This window comes from Bradyrhizobium yuanmingense, assembly GCF_029167105.1.
In the GTDB taxonomy this organism is placed as follows: Bacteria; Pseudomonadota; Alphaproteobacteria; order Rhizobiales; family Xanthobacteraceae; genus Bradyrhizobium; species Bradyrhizobium yuanmingense_A.
Genome location: NZ_JARFML010000073.1, coordinates 1 through 13,392 on the forward strand (window position 1 = coordinate 1; position 13,392 = coordinate 13,392).

General features: G+C 57.3%; 13 protein-coding genes, 2 tRNA genes and 1 pseudogene. 3 read left to right on the forward strand and 13 right to left on the reverse strand.

Features of this window, described 5'->3' with window-relative positions; genetic code table 11:
• Positions 1 to 120: 120 nt before the first annotated feature.
• A complete protein-coding gene (locus P0R31_RS39645; RefSeq protein WP_275520737.1) occupies positions 121 to 759 on the reverse strand; it encodes a DUF5677 domain-containing protein in 639 nt (212 codons plus the stop codon).
• A gap of 208 nt (positions 760 to 967) precedes the next feature.
• Between P0R31_RS39645 and P0R31_RS39650 the strand changes: the two genes are divergently transcribed.
• A complete protein-coding gene (locus tag P0R31_RS39650; RefSeq protein ID WP_275520739.1) occupies positions 968 to 1,150 on the forward strand; it encodes a hypothetical protein in 183 nt (60 codons plus the stop codon).
• Between the two features lie 79 nt (positions 1,151 to 1,229).
• Here P0R31_RS39650 and P0R31_RS39655 read toward each other — a convergent pair whose 3' ends face one another.
• The 7 genes from P0R31_RS39655 to P0R31_RS39685 all read right to left on the reverse strand — a co-directional run bounded on the left by P0R31_RS39655 (position 1,230) and on the right by P0R31_RS39685 (position 8,275).
• Entirely contained in the window at positions 1,230 to 2,012 is a 783-nt protein-coding gene (locus P0R31_RS39655) for a hypothetical protein (protein WP_275520741.1), read from the reverse strand.
• A 308-nt stretch (positions 2,013 to 2,320) separates the two neighbouring features.
• Positions 2,321 to 4,540, reverse strand: a complete 2,220-nt coding sequence (locus P0R31_RS39660; protein WP_275520743.1) for a S8 family peptidase — start codon at positions 4,538 to 4,540, stop codon at positions 2,321 to 2,323.
• Positions 4,537 to 5,679: an AAA family ATPase gene (locus tag P0R31_RS39665; RefSeq protein ID WP_275520745.1), complete on the reverse strand. Its 1,143-nt coding sequence runs from the start codon at positions 5,677 to 5,679 to the stop codon at positions 4,537 to 4,539. The genes P0R31_RS39660 and P0R31_RS39665 overlap by 4 nt, the downstream gene beginning before the upstream one ends.
• Positions 5,680 to 5,851: 172 nt before the next feature.
• A complete protein-coding gene (locus P0R31_RS39670) occupies positions 5,852 to 6,739 on the reverse strand; it encodes a ThiF family adenylyltransferase (RefSeq protein ID WP_275520746.1) in 888 nt (295 codons plus the stop codon).
• Entirely contained in the window at positions 6,736 to 7,239 is a 504-nt protein-coding gene (locus tag P0R31_RS39675; protein ID WP_275520747.1) for a hypothetical protein, read from the reverse strand. Before P0R31_RS39675 ends, P0R31_RS39670 begins: the two co-directional genes overlap by 4 nt.
• Positions 7,236 to 7,568: a hypothetical protein gene (locus P0R31_RS39680; protein WP_275520749.1), complete on the reverse strand. Its 333-nt coding sequence runs from the start codon at positions 7,566 to 7,568 to the stop codon at positions 7,236 to 7,238. Before P0R31_RS39680 ends, P0R31_RS39675 begins: the two co-directional genes overlap by 4 nt.
• Entirely contained in the window at positions 7,565 to 8,275 is a 711-nt protein-coding gene (locus P0R31_RS39685) for a multiubiquitin domain-containing protein (RefSeq protein WP_275520751.1), read from the reverse strand. The genes P0R31_RS39680 and P0R31_RS39685 overlap by 4 nt, the downstream gene beginning before the upstream one ends.
• 165 nt (positions 8,276 to 8,440) lie before the next feature.
• Between P0R31_RS39685 and P0R31_RS39690 the strand changes: the two genes are divergently transcribed.
• Together P0R31_RS39690 and P0R31_RS39695 are read left to right on the forward strand one after the other, a co-directional pair.
• Positions 8,441 to 8,818, forward strand: coding sequence for a helix-turn-helix domain-containing protein (locus tag P0R31_RS39690; RefSeq protein WP_275520753.1), 378 nt, complete (start codon positions 8,441 to 8,443; stop codon positions 8,816 to 8,818).
• Positions 8,819 to 8,830: 12 nt separating this feature from the next.
• Positions 8,831 to 9,748 carry an ImmA/IrrE family metallo-endopeptidase gene (locus P0R31_RS39695; protein ID WP_275520755.1) on the forward strand — a complete coding sequence of 306 codons (918 nt, stop codon included), beginning with the start codon at positions 8,831 to 8,833 and terminating at the stop codon, positions 9,746 to 9,748.
• Positions 9,749 to 10,208: 460 nt separating this feature from the next.
• Here P0R31_RS39695 and P0R31_RS39700 read toward each other — a convergent pair whose 3' ends face one another.
• From P0R31_RS39700 to P0R31_RS39720, 5 genes and pseudogenes are all read right to left on the reverse strand, one after another.
• A complete protein-coding gene (locus tag P0R31_RS39700) occupies positions 10,209 to 11,510 on the reverse strand; it encodes a tyrosine-type recombinase/integrase (RefSeq protein WP_275520757.1) in 1,302 nt (433 codons plus the stop codon).
• Between the two features lie 82 nt (positions 11,511 to 11,592).
• Positions 11,593 to 11,680 (reverse strand) — tRNA-OTHER (locus P0R31_RS39705).
• Positions 11,665 to 12,032: pseudogene (locus tag P0R31_RS39710) on the reverse strand (thiaminase II); the annotation flags it as partial. The pseudogene P0R31_RS39710 and the gene P0R31_RS39705, both read right to left, overlap by 16 nt.
• A 137-nt stretch (positions 12,033 to 12,169) precedes the next feature.
• A tRNA-His gene (locus P0R31_RS39715) sits at positions 12,170 to 12,246 on the reverse strand.
• Positions 12,247 to 12,635: 389 nt separating this feature from the next.
• A complete protein-coding gene (locus P0R31_RS39720) occupies positions 12,636 to 13,070 on the reverse strand; it encodes a phasin (RefSeq protein WP_275520760.1) in 435 nt (144 codons plus the stop codon).
• Positions 13,071 to 13,392 lie beyond the last annotated feature (322 nt).

The following is a 13,392-nucleotide window of genomic DNA, read 5'->3' on the forward strand; positions in this document are numbered from 1 at the left end:
TCGTCACCCCGGGCGACATCATCCCGGAATGGTGGGCGAGATCATCTCGGAATGGTGGGCGACATCAAATCGGAATGGTGGGCGAGATCATTCCGGAATGGTGGGCGACATCGAGCGGAATCAGCACACGCTGACGAGCAATTCGATGCCGGCGTCTGTCTTTTCATGTGAGAGATGGCGGCCAAGCGCGGTCACCGAACAGTGGACAGCATCGAGCGAGAAACGCATATACTCCACATAGGAAAGCTCGACGACGCCGGCCGCAGCAGTCCTCGCGGCTTGGAGCTCATTCTGTCGAGGAAAGCGTTTTGCGTGATCCTTGACGATATCGCGCAGCGTCAGGCTGTCGCCGCTGTTCACGTCACCGCCGTGTTTGCTCGTGAGTTTGAGCGTCAGCGTAGCCAGGGCGTTTCTGTTGTAGGCTTCGTCCTGAATCATCTCTTCGACAAAAACGCCGCCTCGTTCGCGAAGCGCGCCAATCCAGAGCTGATTCTCATAGAGGCAGCGAACAAGCGCGCGTGCTTCCATAACGTGCCTCTGCTGCGCAAGCAGCAAAGCTGCTCGAAAATTGGACAGGCTTCGGCAAAGAAGCGTCAGCGCCACCACTTTGGGGTTACGCGCCCAGCTTGAATCGGCCGTGACTTGCGCGGCACCAACAACTTCGATGGCGGTATCGAGCAGCTTTTGGGCGTAGTCGATCATGCGCGCCGTTTCGTCGCTTTCATGAGCCGGAGAGTCGGCAGGTTCAGATGTTTCCATTTCTGATCCTCCTTTCTGCCGCTTTATGCGGTCTTTCGTGCTGCGTTATTCGCCGCCTCGTGGCCTCCGGGCGGCAAGGCTGCGTTAAGCGCTAGCCTTCTCCACATTGTTTCGATCTCTCGCAAGGAATTGCGAGCGATGCCGCCGGCCATGAGCGGCGCCCGTCCTGCGCACGACCGCAATCACGCGGTCGAAAACAGGAGGTCACATGGAATATCTCAATCCCGCCGGTCTGCGGCATCTGCCGCGAGCGCAACTCATGGCTCTCTACGCGCGCATGCTGGAGGCCATCAAAAATCTTCCCGATAACGCTCCTCAACGAGCTGTGATACTCACTAATCTCGCCGTAATCCGTCTCGCGCTGCGCGCCAATACCCTTTCACCGGGATAGCAATACATCACCTAGTCGAAAACCGATCTCGCCACTCTCTTACGAAAAAGCTCAAGCGCAGAGACAGTAATGGGACAGCTCACTCGGTTTTGGAGCGGAACGAGCTCGCACGAAGAAGACTCACAGGGCTATCAGGATTGAACTGATAGGAAGCTCCTGCGCTGTTCTGCGGCGGGCTGCTTTTATTCACAGTATAGTTCGCGACATGCATTCTTACCTGATCCATGGCTCCGTCAGGGGTAATGATCACGAATCTCAGGCAGGAGTCCAAAGTCATTTCGCTTGTCTGGACGCTCGCGTTGTTCCCCTGCACATCGATTACGCTATCGATGTAGGGATGCTTCTGCTTCAATTCATCGAACTTGACTTGAGGCGCGTAGACGAGATTGTTGCCCAGCCTGGACGTGACCGGCACCGCACTGATTTCGCCCGGCTTCAGAACAGTCGGGGCAAACTGTAGATCGAGCCCGCGCCAGATCCCTCCGACCTTGCACGGCACACGCGCCGTTTCTTTCTCAAGAGGTTGATTGAAATCCAGCTCCACCTTTTGGATCAGAATTGCCCTGGTCCCTGTGTTTACGAAGGCAAAGGACTTCGGCCCTGTCACCATGAACACGTTTGCCTCCTTGTTGAAGAAGACCATCGGAAGTTCATCAATCGATACACGAACTTCGTCGACATAGTAAAAAATGTTGTAGTAGGCAGTAGCGGCCGAGATAAACAAAGCGAGCCATGCCACTGGCGAACCGAGCCACGCAAGAAAGGCTTTGGTCCGCTCGGCTATGGTGCTTCGCGGCTCGCTGAGCCGTTTCAGGCGTTCACGAAATTCCAGAACGCCGGGCGGAACAACGTTTTGGCTCATTGAATACAAGCTCCTTCGCATGGATGATCGATTCTCATATAGATCAGGCTCGCGCGTGTGACCGCGCCGGCAATGCGAATGACAGATCGTTGTGTTGCGTATTCGCGTTGGCAATGTTGCCGTCGCGAGAGACAAGAATGCGAAGAAAACGGCGCTTTCATTTTATCCTACAGTTCGTGCAAAGGCTCCAGACCGCGCTCGGATAAGCCTGAAGGAGGTGCCTTCGATCGAGTTTGGAGCTGCGAAGGATTGTGAAGGGCGCGTATCAGAATGGGACGAGCCGGCTGCGGAAACAGCGGCAATCAGCGTCAGATCGCAACAGGAATTTCAACGACGGGACGCAATGCTTCAAGCTGCCGCGCATATTTGCGTACTATTCTATCATACAGATCTCCGAGATTTTTGGCGTGAACACTGATCACCAATGCATAGGGAAGCTCGTCCTTTGGAGAGAAATCTTTCCCGTCCTGGCGCGCATTGTAGTGAATGTCGAGCATTGGATTGTGCAAGGATTTGCCCATAAACGTAACGCTCGTATGCAGGCAATTCTCCCATTTCCAATTGTCGCGGCGTAGTTCGTCTTCTATCAATCCGCTTTGAGTCTTGCCAAAAAAGCTTTTCGAATCTGCATGAACTTGCTTCTTGTCTTTGCGTTTCTGGGAGTGTGGACGGAACGTTGGTTCCAAACCCGCGCGGGTATAGTTGCCGGGATGATGCGGGTCCACACCGGTTGGATAGCAGAGTGTTGCAGTGATTGTGACCTTGCCGGGAATAAGGCCAGATGGCACAGGAATAGCGGCGCGTATGTAGCGAGTGGGTTTGATTGTTCCCTGATAGACGACGCGAACAGTGTCGTCATCACACAACACGATGTCCCGCACGTTCCTTGCCACCCGGCCGCGCCCGGCGTCCTCACACGGATATTCACAAGGCTCTGTGGTATGAATCAGGAGCGCGCGGATTGCCAGCATGCTTAGGCTATCTCCAAAATGAGCACGGACGCCCGCGCCCAAGCGCAAAACCGAAGGCGCTGAAAAAGATGTGCCCTCCGTTGCTTCAAGCCCCGCCGCAAGTGCTTCGCTGACAACGATGAATGGGCGCTCCAAGGTACCCCCGAATTCGAGGAAATCCGGCTTGACGACGCCGGGACTGCGGCCCGGCCCAATCGAGCTATACGCGCATCGTTGCCACGGAGTTTCGTGGCTATCGCATGCGCCAATACCGAGTGCATTCACGCAGTCGGCGGGAACTTGGATGCGCTGGAGGTCCGCATCGGGGCTGTCCCCATCGTTGCCGACGGCAATGGTAGCGAGCGTTGTTCCGCGCGAGAGGCGGTCGTCAATGACCGCAGTCCATGCATGAACATCGTCATCTTCGACGGGGAGCCGCGGCCCGATGCTGAAGTTGACGAAATCGTATTTCTTCTCGATCAAGACCTGATCGATTCGTCCGAGAACTTCGTAGAGTTCGTGTGGATTCTGTCCCGGCGCAGTATCGAGGACGCGGTAATGATCGACGGGCGCATACGGCTGCGGAAGCGGCTTCTTCGGATCGATGTGACCGAAGAGAAAGGCCGATGTGACACCAACGCCGTGTTTCTGGAAATTGCCAATTGTGTCCCCGATGCCGGGAGGCTCAATGGCCTTCGCCCATCTGTTGATCGGGTGGCCCTTGGGCACGCCTCCATCAAAGATGGCCGCACGAATATGAGGATCCATGGGTCCCTTCTTGGGAAGGGCGATGTCTTCCATGGGCACGCGGGAAGATCGAAATGTCGGTCGCAGCATGCGCAGCGTGGGCATCTGCCGCAATGCACGAACGGGCGTGAAGGTCGCGATGCGATCAGCAAGGTCGACAGGCGCTTCGAGTTCAACGAAAGAAAGCCCCCCAGCCGAAAAACGACGATCAAGTGTCTGACCGAGACCAATCTCCTCAAGATAGTCCTCAAATAGCGAGACTACCCCCTTACGACCGGTGCCGGCGTCGTTGTGAAGCACTGCCTCAAAAACAATTTCGCCCTTGTTGGGGAGGCGCCCCTTAATCTTGTCGCGCGCAGTTGGAGCTGCGACTTGTTCGATGGTGGTCAGGTCGCGGGCAGAAGCATTCTCTTCGTTCCATTGCGGCAGCGAGTTCCGCCATGACCGAAAGGCCGACCGCTGCCCCATTAAAAACAGTTCAGTCGTAATTGTCTCCTCAGGCTCGCGACCCTTGGAGCGTTTCTCCGGCGTGACGCGCTTGGGACGACTGCCAACGGGCTCCAATCCGAGAGATTCAAATAGCTTCGTCGGGAAATAGGACTTGGCGATATATTCTGGATTGAGCGTTACGGTGGCAACCGCGCGATCATTGGGGCAAGCTTCTTCAGGCAGTTGGTCGATGCTGCGCACTACGCGCGTGAGCATTGGACTAACACGAGTGCGCGCTTCGGCGAATGTATAGGGGTGGCTCTTCGGTGCGCCTCCGCGTACGCCAGCGACGTTCTCAACGAGCCGTTCGCCTTTGCCGAGAAGGAAATTGCGCTTGGTCATGTGACGCGTTTCCCTTTCTTTGGTTTCGCCCGCGTCGCCTTCGCCGATGTGCGGCTTCGGATGGTATCTCTTGCGACGCCGGTGAGTTCGCGCGCCTTGCGCTGAGACAAAAGACCGCGATTTACGATGGATGTTGCCAACTGAATTCGCTTGGTCCTTGCAATGGACTTATGGGTAAGCAGGTTCGCCAACTGCTCTTCAAGAGGCACGTTGCTTAGGACGGCACTTCTTCTGGCGGCTGCCAAGTCGCGCTCGATGTCACTGAATGAACGACCACCGAACGCAAGAGCTAGAAGTTCGCGCCAGTCTTTGACCGCAGGGAAATAGGGTGCGAGCGTACCATCGACAAACCGCGCGATTGCCTCCGGCTCAGGAAGCGGAAAATCAATGTGCATTTCAAACCGCCGCCAAATGGCTGGATCCAGTAGAGCTGGGTGGTTGGTGGCGGCGAGCAGGACGCCGGACGATGGCCAGTCGTCTATCTGCTGAATCAGAACCGTAACCAAGCGCTTGAGTTCGCCTATTTCGCCTCGGTCATCACGACGCTTCGCAATTGCGTCCAACTCGTCAAGAAGCAGTACGCAATCAATGCTCTTTGCGTACTCCAAGACGTGCCGAAGATTGCTTCCCGTGCGACCGAGCAAACTACTCATCACAGCCGCCAAATCCAGAATTAGCAAGGGACGCTTTAACTCGCGGGCGAGCCAGCGGGCGGCCATCGTCTTGCCGACGCCGGGTGGCCCGACAAACAGAGCTGCCCGTGTCGGATCAAGGCCAGCGCGCGCCAGCACTTGAGGGTTGCGACGCTCTTCGACTATTTGTCTTAGCGGCGCTTCCAATTGCGGTGCGAATATCGGCTCGTGATCGAGCACGGGTTCCGTCTCGACCCGCATCAAGTGAAGGCGAGAATCTAAGTCGACCGGAAGGGGTATATCGGCCTTGCGCAGCGGCGAAGCCTGTGAGGGAGCTTCGTGCAGAAGGGTCGTCAAGGCGTCAGCGAATTCGGGCACAACGGGGTGATAACGCTTTGCCGCGCGCCGGAGGATGACCTGCACATCCTGCGTCCGGCCGGAAAGGGCGATCCTCGCGAGCTGGAGAAAATCGGCTTCGATATTCGTCTTGTTGTTTTCTCGGGTCATTTCCACTTTCGACGCGGTAGGATGGCTACATCTCACCGTAGGACGAGTGGACGAGTTTGCAAAACGGAAACTGAAAGTCGCCCGCATCTTAAAATACAATAGTAATAACAATAGTTTACTTGTGGACGAATTTTGTTTATGCGGCTTTTAAGCAAGTCGTGCCCGCTAGCGGTCAAATTTTGCGTGAAAGCCGATCCCAGAGCCGACGCCAAAAGCCCCGTTCCGGCTTCATCACAGGTCGCGGCTTAAAGACCTGCCGTCGGATATCGAAGAGCGGGTCGCCCGTCTCGTCGGACGGATGGTGCGGACAAACATGGGTCTTCAACAACTCCAGGCGTTGGTTGCGGGAAATCGTGCCCTTGTTGCCGTCGTAGTCCAAGAACACGAAGGACGGGGGGTTCGGATACCATGCCGTGAGCACTTGTGTGAGAAGGCCGACAGCGGTGGATGCGAGTACGCCGTTTGACCAGACGACCTGGGGCCGCGCTCCTGCAGCTCCGTACAGCTTCGCTTCCTGTTCGAGACGTTCGTCCGTAATGAAACCACAGCAGCGCATGCACGCGCCACCCGGCGTGGAAAGAATGATCTGACCGCTTACGAGGAAGCCCTTCTTGCCTAGATCATGAACGTCCATCCCAATGTCAATGTACGGGATGAGATGCCGTCGTGAGAACCGTTCGAGCTGTTCTCGCTCACGGAACCCATCAACCGCTCCCACGATGACGTCGCATAGTTTGAGATCTTCAACGGCATGATGCCAATCAGCCTTGACGGAAATAATGCGACCATTCGGCTTCAAGCCACGGATCAGGCGCTCGGCAATCGAAACCTTCGATCGCGCTTCCGCCACATCGGTGAGCGTTCCGCCGATCAGGCGGTTGGTGTTAGTATCTTCGATGATATCAGGATCAGCATTGACATACCCGCCGATCCCCATGTGGGCGGTCTGCTGGACAACATGGGAGCCACCGCCACCGAGGCCGACGATACCAATAGTGGCGGCTTCGAGAATGGCGTCGCTGTTCGGCCCAAGAAAGCTTTGACGGTCAAGGCGGCTCATGCGGCCCTCCAACTGCGAATGGGCAAACCGACTTCTGTGAAGGCGTTGATGAATGGTTGTGGCGATTTGCGATCGAGCCACACCTGCCCGATGGCGGCCGTGTCGCTGAGAACGACAGCACCGTGCACACATTGCGGGGCAACGGACAGGAAGTTTGGAATGAACTTCGCGTTTTCACGCACGTCGGTGCCGCTGAAGCCAGGAATGCCGCGGCCACCATGCGAATGCACGTGAAAAATGGCGACGCCATCGTTCATGGCCCATTGCCGCGCTCGACGAATGGCCTCGCCGCTCATCATCGCGCCGACGTTCGGATCTTGCAGATATTCGTCGTCGCGCACCGGTCGATACTCGCGGGCGAGAATCAGTAGCTCGTCATGCGCCGCGGCCAGACCGGCAGCGATGAAGCCAACGCGCTCATAGGCGAAGGAATGCGGCCGCTGCAGGTCAATCCGCACCGTATCTGCCAGAGCACGCGTGATTTTGAAATGAATCTTCATTCGACAGCCCTCAGGTGCGCCGTCAGCATCTGCGTCCAGCGCATTGTCGCTGGTACGTGGTTCCACGAGGGCGCCCACCAATTTCGTTCGAGAACGCGGTGCTCATTCCAGTTCGAACCCCGCCCTGCGATCTGACGCTCAAAGAACAGGCGGGTGATGTAACCAGAGTGCGCAAAAGGCACGAGCAGCAGATCCATGCGCAACGTCTGACCGCCCGCCGTGAATCCGAATCCGGGTAGCAGTGCCACCGGCTGACCGCCCTCCTTGAGGAGGACGGCGCCGGCGTGCATTGCCTTGAGGTTTGCGAATTCCTGCGCCGTGTCGCTCACGACGACGCTCCGCAGGGCACCTGCTCGAAGAACCGCATGCCATCCTTCACCCGCAGCTTGGCGTTAGGCTTGAGCGGCGTGAGGTTGCCTTCACGGTCGATGAATTCGAGAATGTAGCCCTCCTGCACCCCGAAGAGCTTTTTCAGGTGCTCCGTGGTGTAGATACCCCGGGAAATTTCCCGCGGCTCATTCTCGAAGAACACCGTAATGAGACGCTTTTCGGTGTGCAGGTGTTCGGTGCTCGGCTTGCTGAGATCCAGCACGTCGGCCGGGCTCAGTTCGATATAGTCACCGTCGCGCTCCAGCACGACCACGTAGTCGTCCGGGACATGAGCAATCTCCCGGAGTTCAGGCTCCGTAATACTGGCGATACCCCATTCGAAGCCGTGGTCGTTCAGCACGAAGCGGAAGATCCGGTCGCTCTTGAAGGCGCGGAAATCCTCCGTTCCCGGGGCGCTGAGGTCGACGGTCTCGTCCAGGCCGATGGAACGGCTGCTGTGCCGCATCAACTGGATGAGTACGTGCATGCTGACCGGTTGAAACCCGGCCCTGTCGAGGATGCGCTCCCCCTTCGGGGAAGCATCCGAGAACTTCACCTCGACGCCGTTGACCTTGGTGAAGAACTTACCGTCCGACCCAGTACGCCGTGCGGCTGTATGCTGCGCATTTTCATCGCGGCGCTGGCCGCCTGCATCAACAGTTTTCATGAGCTCTAAACCTTTCGTCCTCATCCCAGCCCAGTGCCAGGTGTCTGACGATAAGGTAATGCGGCATGCAAAGAATGTCAAGCATTCTCTTTGCATGCTTGACATTCTAAGCATTTTAGGCTACAAATAAGTAAGTAGAATCAACGCGTTTAGAGGAGCGGGCACATGGCAAAGAGGAGCGTGGGGGGAGAGATTAAACTCACGCTTGGACAATATCTCGCCTCAATTCGAGACGATCGCGGATTCTCTCAACGCGATGTGGAGAAAGCGACGAACAAAGTCGTGTCCAATGCGTATCTGAGCCAAATCGAAAACAACCAAATCAAGAGACCCAATCCAAATATCCTCAACTCGCTCGCTGAACTCTACAACATCAGTTACGAGGATCTGATGGAGCGGGCGGGCTACGTCGTACCTACGCGCTCTCGCCGCGGCGACGAACAGAGGCATGGCCGTATCGCGACGTTTGCCGAACACAACCTAACACCAGAAGAAGAAGCGAAGCTGGTCGAATACCTGGGCTTCTTACGAAGTAAGAAGTAGGAAGGAAACTGGGTGACCAAAGCTGACGATAGCAGTCTTCACCCCGGTGAATTGCGCGCCGTGCAGTTAGCCGCACGGCGCGCCCTTGATCGTGCTTCTGGATGGGGCGTGCATCCTACCCCCATCGCAGACATCCTTGCAGCGGCGAACCTAAAGGTTGCGCCCGCAGGCGCTTTCGACCCTCGCCGCATTATGGAATTTCTGGTTGGCAAGGCAGAATCCGCAGCAATCGCGCTGAAATCCGCAATATCCAAGGTTTTTGGAATTTACGATGCGACCGGAAGCGAAATTCACATTGACCACGATGTCGCTGAATCGAAACAGAACTTTTTGAAGTTGCACGAAGCAGGCCATCATGAGCTGCCTGCACATCGTAAACTATTCCGAATCTTTCAAGATTGCGAGAAATCGCTAGACCCCGAGATTTCCGACCTGTTCGAGCGCGAGGCGAACAACTTCGCCCGTTTCGTCTTGTTTCAGGGCGATGGGTATAGAGATATGGCAGCAGACCATAAGCTCGAAATCAAGACACCTATGAAACTCGCTGGGAAGTTCGGCGCATCAATCTATGCGTCTTGCCGTGAGTTCGCCCGCACGCATCACCGCGCCTGCGTAGTTTACGTTCTTGAACCGATTACCTTCTGCAGCGAGAACGGAGCCCGCGCTCAGGTTCGCAGGATTGAGGCGTCTGCATCGTTTCTGATGCGGTTCGGAAGGCCGAACGAGGATGTCATCACTCTCAAGCATTTGCTCGGTCGCGTGTTGCCTGTTGGTAGGCGGATGACAAAGCCAACGACGGTTTCGATGACGGATCTGAATGGCCAAGCGCACGAATGCATAGCCGAAGCTTTTAGCACCACGTTCAATGTGTTGATCTTAGTATACCCAAAAAAGGCTTTGACCACGACGACGGTTTTTCTGCCGGGCTGACCGAAAAGGTCGTGGTATTCGGGCTAAGCGGGTTACCGATTTGCATGTTCGTAAGAGTCGTGCCGTAACAAATGCGCTGCAGTCACGCGAGCCACACATCCACTTAAATTTTGATGGTTTAATCCGCGCTTCAGAAACGTTGTGCGGGCAGAGGGACTGCAAACCTTCCGCTGGCCGTGCGGCGGTGCGGCTCGGCTCGGAATTGCCACTCGCGAAGTTTCCCCGCCTTTGAGCAGTTCTGCATGGCGGGTTTCCTGCGAGCACTCAAGTTTGGCCTGCGCACCCCACCGCAACACTCTGCATGAGGGGCCGAAACCGGAAAGAGCCTATCATTTCGACCGGATACAATTTTTCTGCGGCTAGAGACGATCGTTGGCCCAAGGCCAGAAGAGAAGGGGCCAAGCCCGAAGGGCGCTACCCGCAAGGGGCGCGCCTGGCTCACCGGCAAGCGGTTCGAACGTCAAAGATCGTCTTGAGATTCAGCACGGCTGATCGCCGCCACTTCCTTTTTTCTTGCTCTTGCCTTGGGTTTCAAGACGTTGATTGCCGAGGCATCCAACGTATTTTTCAGATGGATGGCATAGTGCTTTTCGATCATCTCAACGCTGGTGCGGCAGTTCTTGGCGATTTGGTAAATATCTGCCCCCTCCATCAATCGCATACAGATGTAGGTATGGCGAAGACTGTAGGCCGTTCGAGGTTTTCCATCGCGATCAAACTTCAACTCGGTTCGATCGAGCAGATTGTTGAACAGCTTGATGTGATTGCCAGGGAAGAGAAGGTCGGTTGGTTTCGGGTATTCGACCGCGGGCGGTGGCGGTGGCTCTCCCCCTTCCTTGTTCCGCTGCTGTCTGGCGCGGCGGGTCTCAGCTTGGATCGGCTTCGGCCGCGCCTTGATGCGTTGATAAACGCGCACCGCGCCAGGCATGCTCTTGCAATGACCGACGCCGCGCTTGCCGCGCACTTCGATTTCAAGGATCTCACTGCCAGTGCTGTCGTCGCTCGCGATCGTCACGTCGCGGTGCTGAAGGTTGAAGGCCTCGTCGGGACGAAGGCCGGTATTCGCCATGAACAGGATGAAGTCATAGACCTGTTCGGCATTCCATCTGTAATGGCTGCGTGCGGGCTCCTTCGCATAGGTACGCGCCGCCTCATAGAGCTGCTTGTATTCCTCCGGGCTGAACCAGGGTCGATGCGTGATCTTGCCCTGCGATTTATAAGGGGGAGACAGGTCCGGCAGATATTCCAGCCACCCATGCCGGATCGCCGTCTTTAGAACCATACGCAGGGTCACGACTTCATCGTGGAGGGTGCTGCGTGACGGCGGTTTCGTCCGCGGTTTGTGCTTACTCTTGGAAAGGGGGTTCACCTCGTTGAAGGAGGTCATCCGGTGAACCCGGTATTCTTGCACTTTGCCGGGGGTGACCTTGTTCAGGGGGAGGCTCCCAAAAAACGGTACGAGATGCAGCCGAAGACGGATGGCGTGGCTCTCCGTCCATTTGTCGCTCCGCTCCCCCTCGGTGATGACACCATATTCCTTGAGGAACTGATCGGCGGCCTTTTTGAACGTCGGGCCGGAATCGAGAACCCCGACGCGCTGCTTGGCCGTGAGGGTCAGAAACCAGTCTTCGGCGACCTTGGAGGCCTGCTCGAAGGATTCCTGTTTGGTGCTGAACTGGCGCTGTTTTTTACCAACGGAGGCGCGTGCCTGCCAGAATCGGCTGTTGCCGCGCTGATAGAGCTGGAGCTTCCCGCCCGTCAAATTACCCTAGAACTGCACTAGGGTATTTGGAATGAAAAAGGCGCCTCGTGGAAGCGAGGCGCCTTCTTTTCATTCAGTAATTTGGTTGCGGGGATAGGATTTGAACCTATGACCTTCAGGTTATGAGCCTGATGATTGCCGAAAGGGCTATTCTAACACGCTGGCCCGCACCCCAGTCCATCTCCCAGAAGTCTGCCTCGAGTGGGGTGGCTTCCTTGAAGATCGCAATCAGCTCTGCCTCGCGGGCCGGCGTGGCGTAGAGATCGGCGAGATGCTCCGTGTGCGCCCGCGCTTTTGCAGCGACCTCTTGGTACGGCGCGCCGGCGTCCTCGGCGATCCAAACGCGATAGCAGTTCGTCGCAGCGGCCGCATCGGGTCGCGAGGCGAGTCGCTTTGCGATCTCCGCGTACCCACACACAGGGGGCAAGCGCCACCCTGAGTGCCAGCCGTTCCTGCGTCGAGCACGTAGTGTGTATAGGCCAGCGTCTCGACCGCCGGCGGGGTTTGTTCAAGGTCGCTCGGGACAGACTTGACCTATGACCCCGTCATTACGAATGACTTCTTTTAGAGCCAGACTGCCTTTCCGTCAGCGCGGTAGCTACATGGTAGCTAGTAGTCGTGGGCTTCGAGCGAAGGCTAGGATAACTTACTGATTTCGCTGGTACAGTTGGGTGGGCTCGAACCACCGACCTCCTGTTCCACAGACAGGCGCTCTAACCAACTGAGCTACAACTGCATCCTTGCGAGCCGCGCCTTGGGCTGCCTGAAAAGGCCTGATGCCTGAGGGGCTGAACGGGGCGGAAACTAGGTGCAACGGCCCGGTTTGGCAAGGCCGCAATGGGGTGAAAAACCGGGTGAAATTGCGTTCGGTGCAGGGAAATTGGACGCGGTGGGGAGACCATCGCGTATGACGCTGGCGATTGGGGCGTTCTAGCTCCCACATCGTCATGGCCGGGCTTGTCCCGGCCATCCACGCCTTTCCCCGCGGCACCAAGAACGTGGATGCCCGGGACGCGCCCGGGCATGACGACCTTCCTGGATGTCCGCATGCGAAAGCGGGAGAGGCGAAGAAAAACCCGGGCCTTTCGGGCCCGGGCTTCGCACATCTCACACCAAACTCACCGCTCAGGCGGCGGGCGGATAATACTTCGAGGCGCTGGCCTTGATCGGCTCGGCGGTCTCATTGGCGACGCGCTGGGTGAGCTCGACCAGCTCCTTGGCCTGGGCCTGGAAGGTCTCGAGCTGCTTGCGGGCGTGGCCGGTCCACAGCTCCATCGCTTCCGACGGCGACTTGGCGCCGAACAGCTGCTGGGCGAAGTCGAGCTGGGCGCTCGAATTGGCCTTCATGAACTCGACCAGCTTGGCGGTGTACTCGCTCGCGCCCTTGGAGGCCGAGGTGAACACGGCCTCGACGGTGCCGTTGTGGGTCTCGGCGGCGTCCTTGAACTTGGCGTAGTTCTCGCGGGCCTGCGCCGCGCCCTTCTCGGCGAATGCACGCACCTGCTCGGGAACCTCGAACGGGATGATCGAGGCAGAAAACGGATCAGTCGCACCTGTCATGTTGGTCCCTCACGCTAATTGAAAAATGGAGTGAGCCTTCTGGCGCGCCCGCCGGCCCCCACCGTGGGCCCTGCGCATTGAGCGGGTACGAAGACTGGAAACGCGAAACGATGAGATGGCTCGCCCAGCGCCCAGCACTATGGCTGCCTATCATGTCAACATTGTGCATCGCAATGCGGCAGGCGGGTGCAATGCGAAATTTAATCTCGGGGTGGGTGAGGTTCCGGTATCGGGGAACCGGGGGTTGAGAGGGTGCGCACCGCGCAGCGCAGGCTCACTTACCCTCCCTGGAGGGGGAGGGTCGCGCGCAGCGCGAGCGGGG